Genomic DNA, 24,426 nt, shown 5'->3' with positions numbered 1-24,426 from the left:
TGCCTATTTTTCGTGACGGAAAATCAGTCTAACCCTTAACGCATTAGCATTTTCTATACATAAAACACAGTTAGGGATTGATATGGCTCACTTTACAGTAATTGGTTTAGGGCGATTTGGCGTTGCCGCCAGCTTAGAACTTATTCATCTTGGACACACCGTAACGGGTGTGGATAGCGACCCGAAAATCGTCGAGAAATACGTCGAAGAGTTAACGCAAGCAGTCATATGTGACGCAACAGACGAAGGCGCACTCAGAGAGTTAGCGTTAGCGAACAGTGATGTGGTGTTGGTGGCGATTGGCGAAGACATGCAAGCCAGTTTGTTGTGTACGCTGGCGCTGAAAAATTTAGGCGTGAAATCCATTTGGGTCAAAGCGAGCACCAAAGCGCACCACACCATCGTGTCTAAGCTTGGTGTACAACGCATTATTCATCCGGAAGAGGAGATGGGCGTAAGAGTCGCGCAGGCACTCAACTATCCGATGGTGAACAACTATTTGGAAATGGGGCATGGTTTGTATGTGGTGGAAATCCACGTTAAATCCAATCTGCACGATACGCCGCTTTCTAAGTTGATCAGCCGAGGCAGTTACAACATTCAGCCGATATTGGTTAAGCGCGAAGAAGCCGTCTACACCAATATCAATGATGAGTTCGTGCTTAATGAGTTCGACACGCTGTTGCTTTGCGGTAGTCGCGCTGAGCTGAAAAACGTCGCTCCAAGGTTGGTGTAACATGGTTTTGTGGCATCCCTCTATTATCCCAATAGAACGAAAGCCCAAAGCGGGCAAAAAACTGTTGGGCGCACCGCCATTGATACTTAGCCTCAGCTTTGCGTGCTTGATCATGCTCGGCACAGTTTTACTCAAACTGCCGATTGCCACCACAGAGCCCATCACTTGGATTCAAAGTCTGTTTACTGCGACATCGGCCATTACGGTGACGGGATTAGTTGTGGTAGACACGGGCACGGCGTTTACGCCTTTTGGGCAGGTGGTTATTGCCTTCCTGATTCAATGTGGTGGCCTAGGTTTGATGACGTTTGCTATCGTGACCTTGCTGGCTCTGGGCGGAAAAATTGGCTTTTTGGAGCGAGCAGTCGCGAGAGAGGCGTTCAACCAGACTGACTCATCGACACTCATTGCCACCGCTAAATCTGTATTGATGTTCGCTCTGCTCGTTGAACTTATTGGTTTCACTATTTTGAGCGTTTATTGGAGTGAAGAGTTGGGCTGGAAAACCAGTTTGTTCCATGGTTTCTTCTATACCATCAGTGCGTTTAACAATGCAGGTTTTGCGTTGAGTGCCGATAGCTTAATGCCTTACGTGGACGACCCGGTCGTTAACTTCACCATTACCAGTTTGTTCATTATTGGTGGTTTAGGCTTCTCGGTTTGGATTGACTTAAAACGCAATCGCCGTTGGCACCGACTCACCGTTTACAGTCGAATGATGATCTTAGGCACGGTGATCATTAACGTGGTGGCACTTATCGCGATTTACCTGATTGAATATGACAACCCCAACACGCTTGCCCCGTTGAGCGAGGCAGGGAAATGGTGGGCATCGTGGTTTCAAGCGGTGACGCCAAGAACGGCAGGGTTCAACACTTTAGCTATCGATCAGTTGGAAGATGCCACAACGGCGATCATTCTGGTGTTGATGTTTATCGGCGGTGGATCATTGAGCACGGCAAGTGGTATTAAAGTTGTGACATTTATGGTGTTAGTCTTGGCAACTTACAGCTATTTGCGTCGTGATGGAGCAACCTATGCCTTTCAACGCGAGATTCCCAAAGAGACCATCAGCAAGGCATTGGCGCTGACTCTGATCTCGGTGGGTGTGACTTGGTTTGCCATCTTCACGCTGTTACTGACAGAGAAAGCGTCTATGTTAGACATTATGTTCGAAGCGGTCTCGGCGCTAGGTACGGTTGGGTTATCGCGAGGCTTAACGGGCAGTTTGTCCGAACCAGGTGAGTTAGTGATCATCTTCATGATGTTTATGGGACGATTAGGGCCTCTTACTTTAGCGTACTTCTTAGCCAGTCCAAGAAAGAAAAAAGCGCGTTACGCGAGCACTAAACTGGCAATAGGATGATGAAACCGATGCGGCGGCAAAGCATGTGGATGGCATGCTTTGCTGTTTGCTTGTGCATAGCATTATTACTAAGTTGTTCATCGAAAGTTATATAAAAAGAGGAATAAATGAGCTTTATGAGTAAGTGGTAATTTTTGGAATAACCACAAATTATATATGCTTTTTGTTTGTCGTGAAGGTCAATAATCTCATTGGATCGAGCGATGTATAGTCGCTAAATTAAGTTGGCAACTTTTCCGTGCTGTTATTGGCATTTAGTACCCATTGTTTGACCTTAATACGAAAAACGACATTACCCATCAACAATGTTTGCCTGAGTTTCGGCTGTTGTATTAACGGCTGCATTTTCTGCAGTTGAAGATAACTACTTTACAAAAGAACTCTCCATGCAAACTCGCCGCGAACTCTTCTTTGCCCCTTTTCAGCGTCTGGCTGTAATCGCAGAGCAATGGCGAGCTGGGTCTAAATCTTACTTAACAGACTTAGCTTCAATCGCGTTACTTCTTCTCCCACTGACATTATCCAACGCGCTGGCTATTCTACTTGGTCACGCATTTCGAGTAGCGGGCTTGGGTGATGTTTCTTTACTGCTTTTCCACCTTTCCGACATTTTGATCAACCTGTATCCCACGGCATTTTGCGTGGTTGCTGCATATTATTTGTCGCACAAAGCCAATGTATCGAGTGTGGTGCTTATTATTTATTCGCTGATCATGTTCTATTTGGTGTCGATAGAAAATGAAAGCTTATCCGCGACGTATACGTTGCCCAATAACTCTCTGTTGGCGCTGATCAGCGCCATGATGTCGTATTTGTACTGCAAACATTTGAGAATTCAATTGCTTGAACCCCAAGCACTGGACTTTACTTCTCGGCTGTTTAAAGACGTTTTGCACTTTTTCGTATTTGTTCTTGTCGCGGTAAGCCTGTCTCACGTCACTGCGGCGATCATGGTGTGGTTTAGTGGCGCAGTGAGCAGTATCGGCGTCGATCCTTTAACGCTTGAAGGCGGTTTAATCTATCAAACCGTTTTGGGGTTGCTAGGGGCGACAGGCATCAATGCTCACAACATGTTGTTTGCCATCAAGCAGCAGATATACGCTGCGACCGAAGCCAACATGGCTGCTTGGCAAGCTGGCGAAGCGTCGCTTAACGTTATCAGCCAAGGTTTTTACGACGCCTTTTTGTCTATGGGTGGTTCAGGAAACAGTGTCTGTTTGCTTTTGTGTATCCTGATTTTTGCCAGAGAGCGCAACCACATCATGTTGGCGTTGGCGGCTGCGCCATTGGTGATGTTCAACATTAATGAAGTGTTGCTGTTTGGTTTGCCGATCATTTTCAACCCCATTCTCATCATCCCATTTGTACTGGTGCCTTTGGTGAGTTTCGTGATCACTTATGCGAGCATTGCGTCGGGTATTATTGATCCTGTCGAGAAGATCGTGAACTGGATGACTCCGCCGTTGATCAGTGGATATGTCGCAATGGGAAACCATATTCAAGGCACAATACTTCAACTGATAGTGATCGCGGCAGGAGTATTGATCTATCGACCTTTTTATCTTGCTTATGCTGGCAAACACGCGAGTCAATTCGGGCTGAATAATGCTTTGAATGGTATTGAGCAATCGCTGTTTAAGTCTCTGCTTAATAGCGTGAAAGATTCAAACATATACAGTATCAACAAATCATCAGCTCAGAAGCGTTTGACTTCAATTCTGCGAGAAGGGGAGCTGGTGATGTTTTATCAAAAGCTACAATCGACGCATGATGAGAAAGTGTTCTCCTATGAAGCGCTGATTCGTTACATCGACAAAGAGGGAAAACTGTGCCCTCCAACGTTCATCAGTGACTTCCAAATGCTTGATGCCATGCCGCTACTTGATAAGTTGGTCATCGAAAAAGTGCTGTCGGACATGAAAACAATGTCGTTATCGCCGTCACGTCGAGTTGCGATCAATATTTCGGTTTCGACGATCGAACAAGCGGATTTTGTTCAGCACTTACAAGGACGACTTGAGCACTATGGCGTGTCCCCAGATTGGTTAGAAATCGAGATAACCGAAGAGGCGGTGTTAAACGATAAAGTGTCGTTGACTAATACGATGATCGCGCTGCAAGCGTGTGGTATTCGCATCGCAATGGATGATTTCGGAACGGGTTATGCCTCGTTTCCGCATTTGCTCAAATATCCGTTTGATAAGATCAAACTCGACCGTTCATTGCTACTTGATGCCACAGATGAAAAGGGGCGCGAGTTATACCGAATTGTGGCTAAACTCGGGCACATTGCCAACTGCGAAGTCGTAGCCGAGGGCGTAGAAACTCAAGCCGAATATGAGTTCGTCGCGCAATGTGGCGTCGACAAAGTACAAGGTTTTTATCTGGCCAAACCGATGCCGATACAAGACTTATCGGATGAGAGAGCATGACCGGATTCGCCTAGTAAAAAGGGAAGCACGCGCTTCCCTTTAGTCACACTCAAATTGAATTCAACGATTATTTGAACTCAAATTTACCCTGCATGATCGCCCAGTGACCAGGGAATGAGCAGAAGAATGAGTAATCACCGCCAGCCGTCATTTTTTCCGTGCTGAATGTAATGCTGGTGCTTTCACCGCCACCAACGACTTTCGTGTGAGCGTAAACGCGCTCGTCGTCTGGCTTCACGTAACTGTTATCTGCGCCAGCAGACATGCCGTCAGTGCCTACCGCTTGGATGTTGGCTGTATCTGCGATGACAACGTTGTGCCCCATAGATTGCGCTGGCATTTTACCGGTGTGGTTGAGCGTTAGCGTTACTTCCTTACAAGTTGCTGGAACACTCAATGTTTTGGTCGAAAACTGCATCATATCGTTAGCATCAATAGAAACTTCACACTCGGCACTGGCTTGTGCGCCGAAGCTCAAGCCTGCCAGTGCCAAGGTTGCTGCTAATATACGTAAAGACATATAACACTCTCCATTTTGTTGTTTTGGGCTGACTTGGACTTTTTTGTCCAATAGTTCTCATTATCAGCCAGTTTTGACCCGAAAAACGTGCTTCAATCGGTATATTGACGATTTGTTGCAAACTTGTACTGGTTCGTTCCACTGATTGATCACTGAACAACCTGATTTTCTTTCGTGGCGTGAACTGGCTCAATTCTCAATTCGTGTAGGTTGAGGGAGTCGATTCAATTAAGAGGGGGAATATGAGATGGGTAAGAAACTAAGAGAAAGCCCAACGTCGACGTTGAGCTTTGGAACGAATTCAGCGGAGGGTTAGCGAGTCTGTTTAAGCTCTGCTAATACTTCGTGTAGTGAAGGCACGATAGAGTGACCAAATTGTTTCACCTCATCGCAAGGTTCAACCAAGTCCGGAATTTGATAAGTGACCATGTTTGCCGCTACAGCGGCGCGAACACCATTATTGGAATCTTCAAAGGCCAAACATTGGCTTGGCTCTACATCCAGACGGTTCGCTGCCAGCAAATAGATTTCTGGATCGGGTTTGCCGTGGCTCACTTCGCAGCCTGTCGTTAGGTTATCGAAGTATTTGCTCAACCCTGCTAATTCCAGTTTGATTTTTGCCACCTCTTTCGCAGTAGATGTCGCGACCGCGATAGGTAAATCTTGTGCTTTCAACCATTCCAGCAACTCAACAACGCCATCTTTTACAGGGATGGCTTGGTGTTTGACAACTGCGTTGTAACGAGTGCGCCATTCAAGATGTAGGCGGTCTAAATTCTCGCCGTAGGCTTTGCGGAAAATCGTCTCAATTCCTGCCGCATTGCGGCCAATGATCGATAGGTAAACATCTTCATAAAACGGAAGGTTTTGTACTTCACATGCTTCTTGGAAAATACGCATACAGACACGTTCAGTATCAAGAAGTAAACCATCCATATCAAAAATAGCAGCTTGGTATTTCATTACATTACAGGCTTGTTGAGTGAGGGAACACATTCTGGCATAAGCCGACGTAATTTTCTCGGAAATTTACTTTTCTGTTTGTCGCAGCTGTATAAATCGGGTGCGGTCTTATTTGATAGGGTGACTTTATGGCTCTAAAACAAAAATGGTGACAGCGCAGCGTTAATCATTCTAATTAATCAATATTATCTTATTGGTATTGTTTATGTTTTCGTGGTTTATCAATTATAAATATTGATTGTTTAAATGTTTTGGATTATTCCCGTAGAGTTTTTATAAAAACTATCTCTAATTAAAGCGTGAAACTTGTCGTAATTCATTACTTGGTTTTTAGGTTATTGAGTTGAATGGTTTTTTTATCACTACAATAGATGTTGTTTAAGATATGAATGTCTCGATAACTATTCCTTCAAGCTTAAAAAGTACAGAGCGTTTTAATGAAGCCCGAAGTGAGTGGTTTGTATTGGAGTTTAAGGATGAAGTTTAAAATCGGTTTAATATCCGCAGCTATTTTGTTATCCGGGTGCGCGACTCAAAAAATGGCTTTCCCGACACAAAACAAATTAACCATTACAGGCAATACGTTGGTGTACGACGGCATGATTACCGGGGATGCCGTGCTCGAAGCCATAAGAATGGTGAATGATAGTAACCAGAAAGTGACAACATTACGTATTACCAGTAGTGGTGGTGATATTGGCGTCGGGATCGAGTTTGGTCACTTCATAAAAAACAACGATATGGATGTGATCGTCAGCCAATTGTGTTTTTCTGCTTGCGCGAATTACATATTGCCTGCGGCGAAAAGTGTGGTGATTGGAAAAGATGCGCTTATTGGGTGGCATGGTGGCGCGAATCAGAGTGACGAGATGTGGGATCAATCGGTTCCTTCGCAATACGAAAAGCAGTTTTATCGCTATCTTACTCGCTTACGAATTAAAGAAGCGGAGTTCTACAACAAAGTAGGAGTGGATCCAAATATTACCGTTTATGGGCATACGAGAACGAATACATGCCAACGTTCAACGCTCGCGAATGGTTGGTATTACACTGAATCTGATATGCGGCACATGGGAATTAAGAACCTGACTGTGCAAGGTGAATTACTGAACACTTTGAACTACAACAACAGCGAGATTAATTCTTGTTTGATGCCGCAAATATTTAATTAATTATCACCGCCACAAAAATCGCTCGAGTGAAAAAGAATACGCCTCGCTTAAATTGCGAGGCGTTTTTGTTTCAATTTGAATCAACTGTAAGCCCGTGCAACGCGACCTTCGCAATTCAAGGTGTATTGTTTGGCGTACGCTGGGATGAAAACAGATTGGCCTTTATCTACTACACACGTTTCACCATTTGCGTGTGTAATCACGAGCGGGGAATCTAGCGGCAACAGGATTTCTGCGGTTCTTACATCAAGCGTTCGTTGGTTGGCTTGTTTTACAATCGCGAATTTGAAATCGTCGACGGGAATTGGGTATTCCAACATATCGTCGATTTCGTTTGGTGCGAGCAATAAGCTGTCGAATGGCTTCTCGTTGAAGCGTGTACACGCAACGAGTTCTTTCACGTCCATGTATTTTGGTGTCAGACCCGCGCGCAGTACGTTGTCTGAGTTCGCCATGATCTCAAGACCTGTACCTTTTAAGTAAGCGTGTGGCGTTTCTGCATCTAAGAACATGGCATCGCCCGGTTGTAGGGTAATGACATTGAGCATCAGTGGTGCAAATAAACCAATATCGCCAGGGTATTGCTTCTCTAGCTCAAGAATAAGGTTGAACAGAGGTAAGTCGGTGATGCGAGCTTGAGCCAATAGCACCGTCAACGCCATCTCTTTCTGTTCGCCCTCTAGTGACAGTAGACCCGAGAAGAAGGTCGCCAAGCCAGTTGGAGTTTGGTTTGCGATAAGGTCATCCACCAAGCCTTGTAGCTCAGGAATCGCCAGTTCAGAGAAGAAGCTGATGATTTCACTTGTTGGGCGGAAGCCATTCATCGCTTGGTATTCGGTTAGCGCGTAAACCAATTCTGGTTTGTGGTTTGGATCTTTGTAGTTACGGTTTGCAGCGGTTAGGGGAATGCCTTGTTTTTCTTCCAGTGCAAAGCCTAATTCTGCTTGCTGTTTGTTTGGGTGAACCTGAATCGACAGTGCTTTCTCAGCAGCAAGCACTTTAAACAGGTATGGAAGTTCACCAAAACGGTTTGTGACTTCTTCACTCAGAAAGGCATTCATGTCTTGAGCAATCAGTGAAGAGAGTTTGGTCTCCTCACCGTTTACCATCACCAATGAGCAACCGTTTGGATGCGCGCCCATCCATACTTCTGCTTGTGGTTCGCCCGTTGGGTTTTCAATGCCAAACAGTTGGTTAACAGAAGTAGTACTGCCCCAAGCGTAGTTTTGAATCACGTTGTTCATCAGGAAAAACATCGGATGCTTAGCTTGAGTTTGAATCGTTTGTGTATCGGACATCGTTAAATCAGACATAGAGTGTCACCATGAGAGAAAATCATGGCTTGGGCGACATTGCCCAAGCCATAGGAGCCATTTGGGGGTAGGGGTGATTAAGCGGCTGCTTGCATCATTTTCGCTTTGCGAACTTTCTTCAGAGTTACACACGTTACTGCGGTAACTACTGCGCCAGCTGCCATACAAATCAGAGCAAGTACTGGGTGGTTCATCGCACCAAGTAGAGCGACAACTGGACCGCCGTGAGCAACACTGTTGGTAATGCCGAATGAGAATGCCATTACTGCCGCTACCATTGATCCAAGTACGTTTGCTGGAATCACTGACATTGGATCTTGCGCTGCGAACGGAATCGCACCTTCAGAGATACCAACCAGACCCATGGCGCCTGCTGCTTTACCCGCTTCGGTTTCTGATTCTTCGAACAGGTCGAACTTACGACCAAGTGCTGTTGCTAGTGCCATGCCTAGAGGTGCAACAGGGATTGCACACGCCATAGCACCCATAAATTGAGTTTGACCACTCGCAATCATGCCCACAGAGAATAGGAACGCGACCTTGTTGAATGGACCACCCATATCGAAGCCAGCCATACCACCAAGTACGATGCCTAGTAGAACGACGTTACCTGTACTCATGCTTGTTAGTAGCGCAGTCAGACCGTCCATTAGGCTTGCGATTGGCGCGCCGATAACGAAGATGAAGAGACCAGCGATGAATAGCGAACCTGTGATTGGCGCAATCATGATTGGCACCAAAGGTTGAATGAATTTGTGGTAGTTAATCGACGTAATCCACTTCACGAAGTAACCCACAAGTAGACCTGCGATGATGGCACCGATAAAGCCTGTACCAGCGTCTGCGCCGTAGAAAGAACCATTATTTGCAATCCAACCACCGATCAAGCCAGGAGCTAGAGCTGGGCGGTCAGCAATCGCGTAAGCAATGTAACCGGCAAGGATTGGGATCATCAGCGTAAAGGCAACCACACCGACGTTGAGGATTTGGTTCCACATGCTGCCTTCAGGAATCGCCATGCCCGCTTCACTTGGCTGACCGCCTACAGCAAGAGCAAGGGCAATCAACAGACCACCGGTTACGACGAATGGGATCATGTGTGATACGCCATTCATCAAGTAGCGATATAAGTCAGAACGAGCTTGAGAAGCTTTGTCGGCAACCGATGCTTGCGTATTGCCATTGGAATCAGCTTGGTACGTCGGTGCGTTTAACGCTTCATTAATCAGTCCTTGAGCATCGCGGATTGGGGCTTTTACGTTGGTTTTAACCACGCGTTTGCCCGCGAAGCGGTTCATGTCAACTTGCTTGTCACACGCCACGATGATGGCATCTGCACGCTCGATTTCTTCTGCGGTTGGGCTATTTTTCACACCGATTGAACCGTTCGTTTCAACCTTGATTTCGTAACCCATTGCCGCTGCACCTTTCTCTAGCGCTTCTGCTGCTAGGTAGGTGTGAGCAACACCCGCAGGACAACCGGTAACACCAATGATGAAACCTTGGTTCGCTGGAGCATCTGTCACTGGTTGCGGTTCTTCTTTAGCAAGAAGGAGTGCCAGTGCGTCTTGGTTGTTTGCTGCGCCTAAGAACGCATCGATGAAACCATCTTCAATCAGTTTTGAAGACAGTTCTGCAAGTACTTCGATGTGGTGGTTATCGCCACCGTCTGGAGAGGCGATCATGAAGAACAGCTTTGAAGGTAAACCGTCTTCCGCGCCGTACTCGATACCTGATTTGCTTACGCCGATCACAACCGCCGGTTCAATCACCGCGGCGCTTTTCGCGTGTGGAATTGCCACGCCATCTTCAAATCCGGTATTTCCTAATTCTTCACGTGCTTTTATATCTGCAAGAAATTGTGTTTGGTCAGAAATACGACCTTGGGCATGAAGAACGGCAACCAGTTCTTTAAATACGTCTTCTTTTGAAGACGCTTTAAGATCAAGCTTAATTAAGTCTTCATTTATTAGTTTGGTGATCATTGTCGAACCCCTATAAATATAATTTTTATTTCAGAGGTATTTTTAAATTACTGAGAAAAAGACTGTAGTGAATAAAAAATGCATTTACTGGAGGATTGTAACCGACTAACTATAGTGTGATTTAGATCGTTCACTGGACAAATCTAGCTGCATATCTGTGACATGATGGATAAGAAGCTAAACGATAAGTGAAATGTGGCTTTGCTCCCATTTAAAAAGGGATTGAGTGTTTTTGATAGAGTTTTTGTTACTGGAAAATTGATGCGTTAACTAGATTTTTGTAACATTAAAATGGAAGTGTGATTTTGCTCAATAGCACAAAAGTCCAGTCCGGTGTATATCTATAGTAAATAGCATCATTGATGCATATATAGAGTGTGAAACAATGATTTTTCATGATTTAATTTCAGCGGTATTAAATGAAAGAGAGCCATTTCATAATATTTGGTTTGCAGGAGATTTTCATACGCCGCCTGAATTTAGCTATCAAGTTAATTTCCCTCGCCTAGAGTTAGTTCTGGATGGGGAATATATTAATGAAATGGAAAGTCATGATCGAAAAGTAACGCACATCGTTGCTAAAAAAGGCGACGCGATATTTATTCCACCTAACTGTTGGAATAAACCAGACTGGGATACCGATTGCTCAGTGTTAAGTATTTTGTTTGGGCGTCGACAACTTGGGTTAAGTTTGGTGAGCAAACGCAAAGGTGAGGCAAACTTTTACGATATTCAAAAGCATAGCATCCAAACACGCTCAGGATTTGCGATAGATAACATCTTAGAAGCGTTGAGCTCACTGGCTCGTGAGAATACTAAAAAACCAATGGATGAGCTTTTACTGCAAGCATTACTGCAATACGCGAAGACGATGTTGGATGCACCAGTCGAGCAGCAGTCACATAGCCGTGTGCAAGATCTCTATCAAGGGATTTGTATCTACATTCAAGAGAACTTCCATCGCCCAATCACGCGTGACAGCATTGCGTCGAGATTCAGTATTTCCTCGAACCATTTGTCGCGCTTGTTCCGTCAGCAGGGGCACATGACCTTGGCAGACTACATTACTTGGGTACGAGTGGATCGTGCGAAGTTTATGCTCAAGAAATACAACTTCAAACTCAATGACGTGTCAGTGCGCTGTGGATTTAAAGACGTGAACTATTTCTGCCGGGTATTTAAGAACCGTACAGGCAGAACGCCGACGGAATATCGTGGTTCGATTTAAGCCTTCAGTCAGAGTGCGTAAATTTTAGAGAAGTTTAGGCGAGCAGCCTCGACATGGCGTACATCAGCAGCGCTTGTAAGTCGACGCTGCTTTTTGTTAGTAGTAGGCGTTCCGCCATTTGATCGGTAAGCAGATTTCGTGTGAGGTTAGTAGCCGCAATGATCTGATCTCGGGTCGGCCTTTCTGGCATCACCAGTGCTATAGCCAGATGAACATCACCCATCTTTGAAGCCCAATCCATCGACTTTTCATTTGCAATAACGGCAATGGAAATATGGTCAACACCTGAAAACATCACATGCGGTAGAGCGATCCCCGGAGTCACGCAAGTTGATGAACGTTCTTCGCGTTTAATAAAAGCAAGAATTAGTTCGTCGGGATGAATGGGGTGGATCAGCTGAGCTAATCCTTTAAGGCATTCAAACTTGGTGAGCTCGGTATGCGCTTTGGCGTAGTGCCATTTGATTTCACAAGGTGGACAAATTTGTGGTAAACGCTCGGCCAGTTGGCTTGAGAACTCGTAATTGATGTGGGAGCCCACTACAGTAAAGTGTTCAGCAATCATGTCTTTGATGACGAAGCAGGCCAGCTCTGCGTCAATGCCAATCGCTGTGATTTGACACAAATCACCTTGTTGTAGACCTGCTTGCAAAATCGCCACGGACTTGGTGAGTTCCGCAACACGATTTTGCGTTACATTAATGATATGTAAGGTACTTTTGAACTTCTTTGCCACTCGATTGAGTGGCTGAGCAAGGTGCGCACTGGCATTTGCATTATCGACGAAAAAGGTGATTTGGTATTCGTTCATCTGCAAATTTAGTCGCGGCAGTGGACGAGGAATACTTTGTCGACGTTCAGCAAAACCTCTTCAATGGGGATTTGAATTTTGCGCGTCCCTTCGAATCGGCCTGGTTGTTCTATCTCAATATCCGACACGATCAAAACCCGATCCGCTTGAGCGATATCGTGAGGAGTGAGCTGATTTTCTATCCCCATCGCACCTTGCGTTTCTACTTTAATTTGCACGTTATGTTTTGGCGCAGCTTTCATTAGTGCATCTGCCGCCATATAAGTATGAGCGATGCCTGTAGGGCATGCTGTCACCGCTACGATTTTCATGTTCTATCCATTTTATTTTTTGTGGATATTAGCACAGCCACCGCAGATTGAATTGATTTGAGCTGGATTAACGCAAGAGCTCTATCACAGTTTGAATCTCATGTTACATTAATCCAGTTAATGCACTTTTAGTCCTATATATCAAAGGGTAGGCACTGGTTAATCTATGCCCAAATAAAATGAGTAGGAACGCATACGAGCCAGGGGATCCTGTATCTCAAACTCACTTGGGTATATATTCGAGCGTGAATATTGGAAGGTAAAACAATGGACATCACAAACCTAATTGAGCTGGAAACGATATGTTTAGATCTAAAAGCTCAAACCAAAGATGAAGCGCTCAAAGAGCTGGTCGAGATGCTAGAGGCCGCCGGCAAGCTCAATAGTCAAAGCCAGTTCTTGGCAGATATCTGGAAACGAGAAGAGATCGGTAACACAGGATTTGATGATGGTATTGCGATCCCTCATGCCAAAAGTGATGCTGTAGCGAAACCGGCTGTCGCGGTCGGGATCAGCCGTAATGGGATTGATTATGGCGCCGAAGATGGCGAGCTGTCCGATGTGTTTTTCATGCTGGCGTCTCCAGATGGTGATGACCATCATCACATTGAAGTATTGGCACAAATTTCCACCAAAATTATCGAAGACGGCTTTGTTGAAAAGCTCAAGTTGGCTCAATCGCGAGAAGAAGCGCTTGAGATGCTGACTGATATTCAAACCCAATCCAATGAATTTCTCCCAACTTCTTTAGAATTTGCATCAGAACCCCTGAGCCCTTGGGCGCAAAAACTTGGCCGCATTAAAGAGCACTTGCTGTTTGGCACATCCCACATGATCCCGTTTATCGTTGCGGGCGGTGTGTTGTTGTCGTTGTCGGTGATGATCTCTGGTCACGGTGGTGTACCACAAGAAGGCATTTTGGCCGATATTGCCCAAATGGGGATTGCTGGCCTGACATTGTTTACTGCCGTGCTTGGTGGTTACATTGCTTATTCCATTGCCGACAAGCCGGGCCTTGCGCCGGGTATGATAGGGTCTTGGATTGCGGTCAGTCATTACAATACGGGTTTTTTAGGTGCAATTGTGGTCGGCTTTTTTGCTGGCTTTGTCGTTTGGCTATTAAAGAAAATTCAGCTACCAGACAGCATGAGTTCGCTTGGCTCGATTTTTATTTATCCGCTAGTGGGGACGTTTGTTACTTGCGGCGCGGTGATGTGGGTGATAGGTGCTCCGATTGCCAGCGCAATGACCACCATGAACGAAGTGCTGACGGGCATGGCGGGCTCAGGCAAGGTGATGCTCGGTACCGTGCTTGGGGCAATGACCGCGTTTGATATGGGCGGCCCAATTAACAAAGTGGCGACGTTGTTTGCTCAAACCCAAGTGAACACGCAACCATGGTTGATGGGCGGGGTCGGTATTGCGATTTGTACGCCGCCATTGGGTATGGCACTAGCCACGTTTTTGGCGCCGAGTAAATTCAAGCGAGATGAACGCGAAGCAGGGAAAGCCGCAGGTATTATGGGGATGATCGGTATTAGTGAAGGTGCGATTCCTTTTGCCGCTGGCGACCCTGCACGAGTGCTACCCGCTATTGTGGCGGGTGGCATCGTCGGTAACGTGATTGGCTTTATGTTCCACGTAATGAACCATGCACCGTGGGGCGGTTGGATTGTTCTCCCTGTTGTGGATGGAAAAGTTGGTTATATCATCGGTACGATTGCTGGCTCTGTTACCACCGCGTTGATCGTGATTGCACTAAAGAAAACCGTCACCGAAGATGAGAGTTATACAGGTCATTCTCAAGTATATGGCTCCGTTCAAGGCGAAGGTGAGGCGGATGTTTTGGCGGTCACATCTTGTCCATCAGGAGTGGCACATACGTTTTTAGCGGCGAAGTCATTGGAAAAAGCGGCTTGTGCACTCGGCATTAAGATTAAAGTCGAAACCCAAGGGGCGAATGGAGTCATCAACCGAATTACCGAGAAAGACATTGAGAAAGCGAAGTTTGTGATCTTTGCTCATGATGTCGCGATCAAAGAACCGGAACGTTTTCGAAAAATAAAAGTGTTGGATGTGACGACCAAGGATGCCATGTTGAACGCTACGGCTTTGTTGCAAGCACGTAGAGTGTCTTAGCATTTTACTTCTGAGAAATTTGTCCTTAATAACCCTGCTGACTGCTTCGGTTTTTACTCCAACATCGTGCTCCGCTTTTATTTGTGCCGCGAGTGAAGGATAAATTACGAGTAATGTTTTCAATTCTTTAGTAGCATGTTACAAAACATTTCAGTCAGGTGAACTAAGGGAAGCGTGCAATGGAAAAACAACGAGTAGCATTTATTGGTTTGGGTGTCATGGGCTACCCAATGGCGGGCTATTTGAGCAAAGCGGGGTATGAAACCAAAGTATACAACCGCACCAAAGCCAAAGCTGATAAATGGGCTGCAGAATACAATGGCATTGCGTGCGAGACACCGCGAGAAGCGGCAGAAGGTTGCGATATCGTATTTACTTGTGTTGGTAATGATAACGACGTACGCAGCGTGGTGTATGGTGAAGAAGGCTTGTTAGTTGGTCTCAAAGCGGGCGCGGTTTTGGTTGATCACACAACAACCTCGGCAGAACTTGCTGTAGAACTGGCGGATGCGTGTAAAAAAGTGGGCAATCACTTTATCGATGCGCCAGTCTCGGGCGGTCAAGCGGGCGCAGAAAATGGCGTGTTGACCATCATGTGCGGTGGTGAACCAAGTGTATTTGACCATGTTGCGCCTGTGATGGATGTGTACGCGAAACAAATCACTCTGCTGGGCGAAAATGGTCAGGGACAGCGTTGTAAAATGGTAAACCAAATCTGTATTGGTGGTATTTTGCAGGGCTTGAGTGAAGCACTTTTGCTTGCGCAAAAATCGGGCTTAGACATTGAACAGGTTGTCGAGACGCTGAAACACGGCGCTGCTGGTTCATGGCAAATGGAAAACCGTGCCACGACCATGGCGCAAGACAAGTTTGATTTTGGCTTCGCGATTGATTGGATGCGCAAAGACCTTGGCTTTTGTTTGGAAGAAGCTGAGCGTGTTGGGCTTGAGCTTCCATTGACTAAGATGGTCGACGAGCAGTACGCAGGCCTTCAACGTGAAGGGCTTGGCCGTATGGATACGTCAGTACTGATTAAGGCTGTAGCCAAAAATCAGTAGTAGATGAAGAACTCTTTGGTATCGAAGAGTTTGAAAAAGTCTAAATTGATCATATCGAATTTCTCTTAACTGGGAGGCGCAACGTGCGCCTCCCTTTTTATTTACTGTGGAATATTTACTGTGGGTTATTTCGCTAAACCTAACGCCAGTTCTAAGCCTTTGCCGTAGGCTTCGTCCGCTTGGTAAGCGTGGTTTACGTGACGTTCTTTAATGAAGTCTGGCACACCATCCATCGCTCGTGCGGTGTTATCAAACAGCGCTTGGCGTTGCTCTTCGTTCATTAGTCTGAACAGGTCACCTGCTTGGCTAAAGTAATCCTCATCAACACGATGGTCGTAATGGTCAGCATGGCCGCTAATTCGCAATGGTGGCTCTGAATAATCAGGCTGCTCTGCCCACTCTTGTTTGTAGTTTGGCTCGTAACCCAGTGTTGAACCGAAGTTACCGTCAACTCGCATTGCGCCGTCACGATGGTAGCTGTGTACCGGACAACGAGGGGCGTTAACTGGAATTTGGTGATGGTTTACACCTAGGCGGTAACGCTGTGCATCTCCGTATGCAAACAAACGGCCTTGCAGCATTTTGTCTGGCGAGAAACCAATTCCAGGAACGATAGCTGCCGGGTTAAACGCGGATTGCTCAACTTCTGCATAGAAGTTTTCTGGGTTACGGTTCAGCTCAAACTCACCTACAGGGATAAGTGGATAATCTTTTTGAGACCATACTCTTGTTAGGTCGAATGGGTTGAAGTTAACTTCGTCGGCTTCTAATTCTGGCATGATCTGTACGTACATTTTCCATTTCGGGAAATCCTGACGCTCAATCGACTCATACAAATCGCGGTGATGGCTTTCACGATCTCTGCCCGCCAGCAGTTGTGCTTCCTCATCGCTGATGTTCTTAATACCTTGCTGAGTTTTGAAGTGGAACTTCACCCAGTAGCGTTCATTTTCAGCGTTGATAAAGCTGAATGTATGGCTACCGAAGCCGTGCATGTGACGGTAAGACGCAGGAATACCGCGGTCACTCATGACGATGGTTACTTGATGGAACGCTTCTGGCAGTGATGTCCAAAAATCCCAGTTGTTTGTCGAGCTGCGCATGTTGGTGCGTGGATCGCGTTTCACCGCGTGGTTGAGGTCAGGGAACTTCAACGGGTCACGTAAGAAGAAGACTGGCGTGTTGTTGCCGACTAAATCCCAGTTGCCTTCTTCGGTGTAAAATTTTAGGGCAAAACCACGGATGTCTCGTTCTGCATCCGCTGCGCCGCGCTCACCAGCAACGGTCGTAAAGCGAGCAAATAGCTCGGTCTTTTTACCAACCTCAGAGAAAATTTTTGCACGCGTGTATTTTGTAATGTCGTGAGTCACGGTGAATGTGCCGTACGCACCAGAACCTTTTGCGTGCATACGACGCTCAGGGATCACTTCACGATCAAAGTGCGCTAGCTTTTCTAGAAACCAGACATCTTGTAGGAGTTGAGGGCCACGTGGGCCTGCTGTCATCACGTTTTGGTTATGAGCAACTGGGCAACCTGCCGCAGTAGTTAGCTTTTTGTTTGTCATTCTTATTTCCCTCCAGGGATTCATCAAAACCTTAGAATCTGAAAGGAAGATTATTACGGAAAGTCATGATGTTAAAGCTGATAATGCTTATCAATTCAATAGGTGGTGACTATGGCCGAAAAGTCACAGAAATCAGAATTGGACTACATTTTAGTTGTTGATTTATCTTAGGATTTATTAGCAACAATCAAGAATAATTGGTAGGGATAAAAGAGGTATGAATGATTGAATTTATAAATGAATACTTGCGCTCTATTTCGATAAAAACGTCCCTTTGATGCGATTGAGACAACGTTATTTGTCTTCAATCCAAGCCTCAAAGGGACGATTAAATTAAGCGTAGTTCACTTCAATTTGTTCGGCTTTCTCGAAAGCAGGGTGTGTCGCAAGTTGTTTACCGTAACGAACCATATTCGGGAATTGTTCTGCTAGGCCAAACATCTGTACTAACTCAACGATGAAAGACATCATGATGTCTGCACCCGTCAATCGCTCTTCTACGAGGTAGGTTTTTCCTTCCAACGCTTGTTCGAAGTAGCTCAATACATTCATTGCTTCTTTGTCGGCGTATGCAGGCAAAAACTGCATCGAGTTCGGCTCTTTACTGATGAATATTTTCAATAGCATCGGCAAAATAGCGGAGCTTTCTGCAAAGTGCATCCATTGTAAATATTCAGTATGCGCTTTTGTACCACGTTTAGGGGCAAGCGCTCCATCGCTGTACTTTTCAATCAAGTATTCAGTCATGGCTCCTGATTCAATAATAAACTCACCATCATCTTCAAGGAGTGGCGACTTACCAAGTGGATGAACGCTCTTTAGTTCTGGCGGTGCCATGAAAGTCACTTTGTCACGAACGTAAGGCACGATTTCGTAATCCACGTTGAGCTCTTCAAGTAACCAGATAATACGCTTAGAGCGTGACTGATTCAGATGATGAAGTTTTATCATTTGTTATCCCTTCCTTATTGCGGGTTGTTATAGTGGGTCGTTGATTTTTACAACAAGCTTGCCAAAGTTTTTGCCTTCTAGCAGACCGATAAATGCCTCTGGCGCATTGTCTAGACCTTCTACTAGATGTTCGCGGTATTGGATCTTTCCTTCAGCCAACCACTGATTGATATCTTGAGCGAACTCACCGTAACGGTGACCGTAGTCATCAAAAATGATAAAGCCTTGTACCTTGATTCGTTTCGTCAGTAGCTTACCCATTAGCAGAGGTAGATGATCTGTGCCTTCAGGCAATTCTGTTGCGTTGTATTGAGAAATCAATCCACATAAAGGGATACGTGCACTGGTATTGAGAAGTGGCATGACAGCTTCGAATACTTTGCCGCCCACGTTTTCAAAGTAAACATCGATGCCGTTGTAGCATGCATCTTTCAATTGTTGTTCGAAATCATCTGCTTTGTGATCGATACACTCATCAAAGCCTAAAACCTCTTTTGCGTAGCGACATTTTTCTTCACCACCGGCGATACCAACTACGCGGCAGCCTTTGATTTTACCGATTTGACCAACTGTCGCGCCGACAGGGCCCGTTGCCGCAGCAACTACAATGGTTTCACCTGGTTTTGGCTGTCCAATATCCAACAAACCCATGTATGCGGTAAAGCCAGGCATGCCTGCAACACCCAGAGCGTATGATGGGTTTTGTGGCTCTTTGCCCAATTTAATCACCATCTCTCCGGTAGAAATTGCGTAGTCTTGCCAACCCACGGTGTACGCAAGTACCCATTCGCCCGCTTCATAGTCCGGGTGGTTTGATGCTTCTACCTGACAAACGGTGCCGCCAATCATCACATCGTCTAGCGCTACTGGTTCTGCATAAGATTCTGCGTCGCTCATGCGACCGCGCATGTATGGATCTAGCGAGAGGTAAACCGTTCTCAGCAGCATTTCTCCTGCCTGTGGAACAGGTTTTGCTACTTCTTCTAGGCGAAAGTTTTCAGTTGTAGGAGCACCATGTGGGCGTGATGCTAGGACGATTCTACGATTGGTTGCGTTAGTCATGTTTATCTCACTTATAGATTAGACCGGTCGTCTAGTGTTCATTCCAAAATATCCCGCTCTTAGAGCGGGAAGATTTAGTGTGTTCCAAAAGGTTAATAGCCCAAATGAAACACGTGTAGGGTATTCATCTTACTTTAACGTTACTTGTTATGGGCAAGTACGCGTGTTTTGCAGTAGATGTTGAGTATAGGTCAGGCTTTGCGTGAGCGCTTCCTGATCTTGATACAGTTTGTTCAGTAAGCTTGCGCCATTCCAAAGATAATAGATCTGTCTGGCCAACAATGCGCTATCACCGTTTGGGATAGAACCATCTTTAATACCGACATCAATACACTCAGCCATAGCTTGAATGGTCTTATCAGCGCCTCGACGCAGTGCGATACGCATAGGCTCCGATAAATCTGACACTTCGGCGCTTAGCTTCACTAACAAACATTTGTTTGCATTACAGACATCATCTTCTACTTTTACCATTTCTTCAAAGTAGCTCATTAAGCGTTGGTAGCCATTGAGCTCGGTATTAGTGAAGCGGGCAGTCAATTGTTCAAAGTACTTGTTGAAGTAATCTTGAATCATTGCCTCACCAAACTGTTCTTTAGATTTGAAGTAATGATAAAACGAGCCTTTTGGCACTTCGGCCGTTTTTAGTAGCTCTGAAAGTCCAACACTCGTAAACCCTCGGGTAACAATCAATTCGTATCCGACGTCGAGAATGTGTTGGCGTGTGTCATTTGTTTTTGCGTTCATGGGCGGTACTATAAGATGAATTAGACCAGTCGTCTAGTTTTTTGTGGTCTACTTTTTGATCAATTCGTATTCGATAACAAATAGCTTATCGATATCCGGATAGATTTCTCGAATCAACTGTTTGAGTTTTGGCAACTCGATGGCTTCTTGTTCTGCGTGAAACTCGTTGATTTCATCAAAGTTTAATGGCTCAACAGACAAGATTTTGATATCACAAACCTTACGGTCAGTTTCCAACGTGAACACTTCTACTTCTGTGTTTGGTACATAGTGACTTTCTGATTCGTCACGAATAGTGATGGTCTTTTGGCCAGAAGTGATCAATGGCGTGAGAAATTCGAAAAAGGTAATTTTTGTTGGATGAGATGACATGAGGCTCTCTTTTCTCCGGGTTATTTGGCAAGATTATATACCCAAATAACCCAAAGGTGTTTGCCTAACAACAGGTGCGTCACCTGCCGGAGAGTTTATGCACGAGAGCGAGATGCTCGAAAGAGGGTAATCGCTTTGGCACCAAAATACCCAAGGATCATACCAATCCAGTTGGTACTCAAATCGTCAAAGCTGAATGAACGGCTTTCAATAAACAACTGGCTAAATTCTTCCGCCGAGATGATCAGTAGTAAGCAAAACAGCAGTCGAATCCCGAACGCATCCATTTTGGTTGCGTGGGTAAAGCGAGGGAAGGTAAACACAGCAAGAAAACCAATCAACATGCTAAACGTAAAATGCAGCGTGCTTGAGCCTCCAACATAGTTCTCCATATTCAGATAAACGGCATGATTTAGCTCTGAACTCTTCCACAAAGAAAGGCCGATGGTCAGTAGAGATATAGAAATAAAACCTAAACGTGCGATCGTCGAAGTCATCGTTACCCCACAGGAAAGAAGCCTAAATAGCGTTTTACAAAATAGAGCGCGGCAAGGTTTTGGATCGCCATGCCGATCGCCATTGCCCATGCAGCCCCCAGAACGCCGTAGCTTTGGCTAAGAAAAACCAAAAGAGCGATGGAAATAGTGCCTGAACAAATCGTGATGTATTTCATCGTTCTCTCATGGCCGCTCATTAGCAATAAAAATCCTACCGAGCCAGTGGCGATATTGACCAGCTGCCCTAAAGAAAGGACAACTAACAGCGGAGCTGCCGCAAGAAATTCATCACCAAAAAGCTGCATGACGAATTCAGGAAATAGGGTGCAAATCAAGACAGGAAGTAAAGCTGCGCCAATGTTTGCACGACAAGCCCATCGACTTAAATTTCGCAGTTTATCCAGCTTTCCCTCTTTAAAAAGAGAGGCGAACATTGGGGCAACAACGAAGTTAATGGTAATCAGTACAAAGCCAATCAGTAGCGATGTTCGTTGCGCTGCTGCTAACAACCCTAGCTCCGTGGTAGAAATGAAAAAACCAGCAATAACAATGCTTCCCCATTGGAGGATATTGGTGAAAATGCTGCCAATCCACACTTGCTTCGCAGAGGAGAGCAGTTCGATATTTGTTGTCGGGGTCGGCTTTTGATATTGACCAGAGCTAAACCATTTAGTCGTTGAAGCAATACTGACGATCAGACTCGCCAGCAGCAATGCCGTCATTAGGCTGTTGATGTTTTGTAAGTGCAGTGTGCTCAGGCCAATAATGAACAAAACCATGAGCACACTGACGCCGAGTTGAAGCGCGAATAGGGATGGCACCACCATTTTACTTGCTTGTAAAACACGGCTGTTGGTTTGTCCTAATACGAGGAAAGGTACGCACATCAGCGCGAGCGTAATCGCCACCATTGGACTGTTGGTTTGATTCAATTGATTTGGAAAAAGGTAAAAGCCGACAAATAGAGTAACGGCAGCCATGAAACAAAATGTGATACTGCGAGTTAAAGCCGTCCAATAGTTGTCACTTTGCTGTTGAATATCTCCGTTGCTAAACGCGATAGCGTTGAATCGGACTAAAGCAACGTCAAAGCCTCGCTGAGAAATAATGGCTGTGAGCGATACGAGATTGAATAAGAAGAAAAACTGACCTGAAGTGGATGCATCGGTTGTGCGCGACACGATGAGCGTAAGCAAAAAGGCAAATAATGCACTGAAAACTCGCGTGATTGCCGTTTTCATGCCGAGTGACAGCAAGTTCTTTTTGCCACTCGGCATAAGTAGCAGTTTTTGTTGAATGGCTTGAAACATTCGATTTCTCTAACTGTAAATGTTGTTTAGAGCGAGGCGTTGTTTTTCTTCACTGAACGTCTCATTCAACTCGGTGGTGTATTGGCGAAAATCAATGTCATCATAGTGATTGATGCAATGTGTCATTTGCTTTGCCATGTCTTCCGGTGTTTGCGCCAAAAAAGGATAGTTGAGATCTTTTGTGGCACCAATGGAACGAATCACCATAGGGAGATGCAGCTTCGCGGCTTCTAGAATCGTTAAAGGCATACCTTCCCATGCAGCGGTATGTAAATAGAGATCGGAGGCCTGCAGTTTCTTAACCACTTCATCGCGAGGAAGCATACCCGTTACTTGTACGCCCTCGGCTCTTAACGCTTGCTCTAGCTCTTTGTCTCCTCCTCCAATCCAAGTAATGTCTAATTGGCGATTGAGTGCAAATCGATTCAAGCAACGGAGTGTGTTAAGTAAAAATTGAGGGTCTTTCTGTGGTGCGACACGCCCTAAAACAACAATGTTCAATGCAGCTTGATGGTCTCGGCCGACACGCGTCGCACTTTGATAAGAAACGTAGTTGTTCAGCAGTTCCGCTCGTTTTGCTCCAATGCTAATGGCTAAATCACATTCGCGCTGACTGCAGCCTGCCACCACGTCAATTTTGTTGAGCATCACCTTTTCTAAAGCTTTGTATAGTTGGCGAGCGAAGCCTGAAATGTCTTCTCGTTCAAACGCATAGCAGTGCGGGGTATACACCAAGCGGGCGCGGTTGAGTTTCAAAAATCGACCTAAAAAACCGGCTTTGCTAGAGTGCAAATGTACAATATCGGGTTTTATGTCATTGATGGTTTGATTGGCGTCTCGCACAAACTGCAGAAGCCCACCTTCCACCCATTTCGTTTGAGCAAAAACATCGTGATTGCTGTCTTTGGTTAAATCATTGTGACGCGCTCTAGCAAGCAAAAAGTGTTCATACGGTTCATGTCGAGATGAATGTACATAGCTGTACAGTGCAGTTTGAACACCGCCACCAAAAGCTTCGGTAATATGAAGTACTTTTTTCATGCTGACTTTGTCCCTGGATTTTTTAACCACTTGGTTTTGAAGGTATCTCGTTCTTGCTGTGAGTAAATATGGCGATAAAGCGGTAAGTCATACATATAAAACAACTTAGAAAAATCGTAATGCTGTTTAAAGTATTGGTGGATGTTGGAATACCATTTGTTCTTTGCTTCATTGCTGTTTTTCAGAACAAAGTTGTCGACATTTAGGAAGTCTCCAATCTCTTTGTCGAGGGAACTCAGTTGCTCGCACTTAATGAGAATGACGCTGGCTTTGTCATTGTTGAACGTGAAAAATGGTTGAGTGTTATCGATCTCTTGGCGCATGACATCGATGCTGAAGTTACGTTTTAGCTCGTTATCGAACCAATCTGCGAAGTAGTTCAGGTTGATGTAGTTATCAAAGCAATGCTCGAGATGCTTGTAGGTCACTTCCATATCGCGGTGGATGGCGTCGTTCTTTTTGCCTTCGATAAATTGCAGATGCAAATCTTGGAAAAAACGGGAGAAAACTGTCGCAATCGGGTCACGGATTAATGTAACGATCTTGATTTGCTCGCGCTTTTGCAAAATGCGCTTGCGTTGATTCAGAACCAAACGATACATCGCGCGATTTTTAAAATCGAAGAATTTACTCACATCCTTTTTGTTGTGGTACATGTGAAATTCTTCATGATCGTCAAACGTGTGGATGTGATAGCTCGGAATGTTACGCGCTTCCAAAGTATGCTCGATAGACGATGAGCCCACTTTCCCCATTTGATACACCAAGACGAAGTTATCAGCCCGAAGTTCTCGGTTCTTTTCAAATTGTCGAGCGATAGAGTATTTCATTGATCAAATCCTTGATT

General features: G+C 45.3%; 22 protein-coding genes. 7 read left to right on the top strand and 15 right to left on the bottom strand.

Going from position 1 to position 24,426, the window contains the following annotated elements; all coding sequences use genetic code 11:
- The first annotated feature begins 82 nt into the window (after positions 1–82).
- The 3 genes from BIW15_RS18940 to BIW15_RS18930 all read left to right on the top strand — a co-directional run bounded on the left by BIW15_RS18940 (position 83) and on the right by BIW15_RS18930 (position 4,534).
- A complete protein-coding gene (locus BIW15_RS18940) occupies positions 83–736 on the top strand; it encodes a TrkA family potassium uptake protein (RefSeq protein WP_077281450.1) in 654 nt (217 codons plus the stop codon).
- Position 737: 1 nt separating this feature from the next.
- Entirely contained in the window at positions 738–2,102 is a 1,365-nt protein-coding gene (locus tag BIW15_RS18935; protein WP_077281449.1) for a TrkH family potassium uptake protein, read from the top strand.
- A gap of 386 nt (positions 2,103–2,488) precedes the next feature.
- Complete coding sequence (locus BIW15_RS18930; RefSeq protein ID WP_077281448.1) at positions 2,489–4,534, top strand: EAL domain-containing protein; 2,046 nt, start codon at positions 2,489–2,491, stop codon at positions 4,532–4,534.
- 67 nt (positions 4,535–4,601) lie between these two features.
- Here the strand turns inward: BIW15_RS18930 and azu are convergent, their stop codons facing one another.
- Together azu and BIW15_RS18920 are read right to left on the bottom strand one after the other, a co-directional pair.
- Entirely contained in the window at positions 4,602–5,054 is a 453-nt protein-coding gene (gene azu, locus BIW15_RS18925; RefSeq protein ID WP_005463034.1) for an azurin, read from the bottom strand.
- A 312-nt stretch (positions 5,055–5,366) separates the two neighbouring features.
- The gene (locus BIW15_RS18920) at positions 5,367–6,017 is read right to left on the bottom strand and encodes an HAD family phosphatase (protein ID WP_025636414.1); all 651 of its coding nucleotides are present in this window, start codon (positions 6,015–6,017) and stop codon (positions 5,367–5,369) included.
- Positions 6,018–6,493: 476 nt separating this feature from the next.
- Here BIW15_RS18920 and BIW15_RS18915 point away from each other — a divergent pair, with 476 nt between their 5' ends.
- A complete protein-coding gene (locus BIW15_RS18915; RefSeq protein WP_031814762.1) occupies positions 6,494–7,189 on the top strand; it encodes a hypothetical protein in 696 nt (231 codons plus the stop codon).
- An 80-nt stretch (positions 7,190–7,269) separates the two neighbouring features.
- Here BIW15_RS18915 and manA read toward each other — a convergent pair whose 3' ends face one another.
- Positions 7,270–8,502, bottom strand: a complete 1,233-nt coding sequence (gene manA, locus BIW15_RS18910) for a mannose-6-phosphate isomerase, class I (protein WP_077281446.1) — start codon at positions 8,500–8,502, stop codon at positions 7,270–7,272.
- A gap of 77 nt (positions 8,503–8,579) precedes the next feature.
- Positions 8,580–10,487: a fructose-specific PTS transporter subunit EIIC gene (locus BIW15_RS18905; protein WP_077281445.1), complete on the bottom strand. Its 1,908-nt coding sequence runs from the start codon at positions 10,485–10,487 to the stop codon at positions 8,580–8,582.
- A 385-nt stretch (positions 10,488–10,872) separates the two neighbouring features.
- Between BIW15_RS18905 and BIW15_RS18900 the strand changes: the two genes are divergently transcribed.
- Positions 10,873–11,715: a helix-turn-helix transcriptional regulator gene (locus BIW15_RS18900; protein WP_006742228.1), complete on the top strand. Its 843-nt coding sequence runs from the start codon at positions 10,873–10,875 to the stop codon at positions 11,713–11,715.
- Positions 11,716–11,749: 34 nt separating this feature from the next.
- Here BIW15_RS18900 and BIW15_RS18895 read toward each other — a convergent pair whose 3' ends face one another.
- Together BIW15_RS18895 and BIW15_RS18890 are read right to left on the bottom strand one after the other, a co-directional pair.
- Positions 11,750–12,526, bottom strand: a complete 777-nt coding sequence (locus BIW15_RS18895) for a PTS sugar transporter subunit IIA (protein ID WP_021484097.1) — start codon at positions 12,524–12,526, stop codon at positions 11,750–11,752.
- 8 nt (positions 12,527–12,534) lie between these two features.
- A complete protein-coding gene (locus BIW15_RS18890; RefSeq protein WP_005463048.1) occupies positions 12,535–12,837 on the bottom strand; it encodes a PTS fructose transporter subunit IIB in 303 nt (100 codons plus the stop codon).
- 267 nt (positions 12,838–13,104) lie between these two features.
- Here BIW15_RS18890 and BIW15_RS18885 point away from each other — a divergent pair, with 267 nt between their 5' ends.
- Positions 13,105–14,976, top strand: a complete 1,872-nt coding sequence (locus tag BIW15_RS18885; RefSeq protein WP_045603158.1) for a fructose-specific PTS transporter subunit EIIC — start codon at positions 13,105–13,107, stop codon at positions 14,974–14,976.
- Between the two features lie 179 nt (positions 14,977–15,155).
- Positions 15,156–16,034: an NAD(P)-dependent oxidoreductase gene (locus tag BIW15_RS18880; RefSeq protein WP_005463052.1), complete on the top strand. Its 879-nt coding sequence runs from the start codon at positions 15,156–15,158 to the stop codon at positions 16,032–16,034.
- Positions 16,035–16,159: 125 nt separating this feature from the next.
- On the opposite strand, the gene BIW15_RS18875 is transcribed toward BIW15_RS18880, so the two are convergent.
- From BIW15_RS18875 to BIW15_RS18835, 9 genes are all read right to left on the bottom strand, one after another.
- Positions 16,160–17,599, bottom strand: coding sequence for a catalase (locus BIW15_RS18875; protein ID WP_015313530.1), 1,440 nt, complete (start codon positions 17,597–17,599; stop codon positions 16,160–16,162).
- A 333-nt stretch (positions 17,600–17,932) separates the two neighbouring features.
- The gene (locus tag BIW15_RS18870; RefSeq protein ID WP_005485253.1) at positions 17,933–18,550 is read right to left on the bottom strand and encodes a glutathione S-transferase family protein; all 618 of its coding nucleotides are present in this window, start codon (positions 18,548–18,550) and stop codon (positions 17,933–17,935) included.
- 27 nt (positions 18,551–18,577) lie between these two features.
- Entirely contained in the window at positions 18,578–19,612 is a 1,035-nt protein-coding gene (locus tag BIW15_RS18865) for an NADP-dependent oxidoreductase (protein ID WP_015313528.1), read from the bottom strand.
- A 147-nt stretch (positions 19,613–19,759) separates the two neighbouring features.
- Positions 19,760–20,359, bottom strand: a complete 600-nt coding sequence (locus BIW15_RS18860) for a TetR/AcrR family transcriptional regulator (protein WP_024699646.1) — start codon at positions 20,357–20,359, stop codon at positions 19,760–19,762.
- Between the two features lie 48 nt (positions 20,360–20,407).
- Positions 20,408–20,731 (bottom strand): N(4)-acetylcytidine aminohydrolase, encoded by a 324-nt coding sequence (yqfB, locus tag BIW15_RS18855; RefSeq protein WP_005485079.1) that lies wholly within the window; start codon positions 20,729–20,731, stop codon positions 20,408–20,410.
- A gap of 95 nt (positions 20,732–20,826) precedes the next feature.
- Positions 20,827–21,228, bottom strand: coding sequence for a VanZ family protein (locus BIW15_RS18850; RefSeq protein WP_020838118.1), 402 nt, complete (start codon positions 21,226–21,228; stop codon positions 20,827–20,829).
- A 2-nt stretch (positions 21,229–21,230) separates the two neighbouring features.
- A complete protein-coding gene (locus BIW15_RS18845) occupies positions 21,231–22,538 on the bottom strand; it encodes an oligosaccharide flippase family protein (RefSeq protein ID WP_077281444.1) in 1,308 nt (435 codons plus the stop codon).
- Between the two features lie 9 nt (positions 22,539–22,547).
- The gene (locus BIW15_RS18840) at positions 22,548–23,579 is read right to left on the bottom strand and encodes a glycosyltransferase (RefSeq protein WP_021484093.1); all 1,032 of its coding nucleotides are present in this window, start codon (positions 23,577–23,579) and stop codon (positions 22,548–22,550) included.
- Positions 23,576–24,409: a putative capsular polysaccharide synthesis family protein gene (locus BIW15_RS18835; protein ID WP_025504835.1), complete on the bottom strand. Its 834-nt coding sequence runs from the start codon at positions 24,407–24,409 to the stop codon at positions 23,576–23,578. The genes BIW15_RS18840 and BIW15_RS18835 overlap by 4 nt, the downstream gene beginning before the upstream one ends.
- Positions 24,410–24,426: the final 17 nt, after the last annotated feature.

Origin of the sequence: Vibrio sp. SALL6 (assembly GCF_002002385.1) — a bacterium.
GTDB lineage: Bacteria > Pseudomonadota > Gammaproteobacteria > Enterobacterales > Vibrionaceae > Vibrio > Vibrio parahaemolyticus.
This window is presented reverse-complemented; position numbering and strand designations above follow the sequence as displayed.